Genomic DNA, 1,118 nt, shown 5'->3' with positions numbered 1-1,118 from the left:
GTGGGTATCTCAGTTCGGTGTAGGTCGTTCGCTCCAAGCTGGGCTGTGTGCACGAACCCCCCGTTCAGCCCGACCGCTGCGCCTTATCCGGTAACTAGCGTCTTGAGTCCAACCCGGTAAGACACGACTTATCGCCACTGGCAGCAGCCACTGGTAACAGGATTAGCAGAGCGAGGTATGTAGGCGGTGCTACAGAGTTCTTGAAGTGGTGGCCTAACTACGGCTACACTAGAAGAACAGTATTTGGTATCTGCGCTCTGCTGAAGCCAGTTACCTTCGGAAAAAGAGTTGGTAGCTCTTGATCCGGCAAACAAACCACCGCTGGTAGCGGTGGTTTTTTTGTTTGCAAGCAGCAGATTACGCGCAGAAAAAAAGGATCTCAAGAAGATCCTTTGATCTTTTCTACGGGGTCTGACGCTCAGTGGAACGAAAACTCACGTTAAGGGATTTTGGTCATGAGATTATCAAAAAGGATCTTCACCTAGATCCTTTTAAATTAAAAATGAAGTTTTAAATCAATCTAAAGTATATATGAGTAAACTTGGTCTGACAGTTATTATTTACCCACCACTTTGGTAATTTCGCCTTTCACGTAATGCACAAATTCTTCCAGCTGATCCGCACGGCTGGCCAGACGATCTTCTTCCTGGCCCAGATACGCCTGACGCGCTTCCAGAATCACCGGCTGATACTGCGCCGGCAGACGTTCCATGGCCCAATCCGCCGCCACATCTTTCGGCGCAATTTTGCCGGTCACCGCGCTATACCAAATACGGCTCAGGGTCAGCACCACGTTGCGTTCATCACCCGCCCAATCCGGCGGGCTGTTCCACAGGGTCAGGGTTTCGTTCAGCGCTTCAAACAGGTCCTGTTCCGGCACCGGATCAAACAGTTCTTCCGCTGCCGGACCAACCAGCGCCACGCTATGTTCACGCGCTTTGGTCAGCAGAATGGCCAGATCGATATCAATGGTCGCCGGTTCAAAAATGCCGGCCAGAATATCGTTACGCTGCCATTCGCCAAACTGCAGCTCACGTTTCGCCGGATAACGCCACGGAATAATGTCATCATGCACCACGATGGTCACTTCCACCGCACGCAGAATTTCGCTTTCACCC

Annotated in this window: 1 protein-coding gene; it reads right to left on the bottom strand. The window is 51.3% G+C overall.

Going from position 1 to position 1,118, the window contains the following annotated elements:
• Nucleotides 1-556: 556 nt before the first annotated feature.
• Nucleotides 557-1,118: aminoglycoside adenylyltransferase family protein (locus tag NFR44_RS09415; protein WP_035558573.1), on the bottom strand; the 562-nt coding region annotated here is incomplete at its 5' end.

Origin of the sequence: Veillonella intestinalis (genome assembly GCF_943193155.1) — a bacterium.
Lineage (GTDB): Bacteria > Bacillota > Negativicutes > Veillonellales > Veillonellaceae > Veillonella_A > Veillonella_A intestinalis.
The sequence above is the reverse complement of the archived record's forward strand: the minus strand, read 5'-3'. Positions and strand labels throughout refer to the sequence as shown.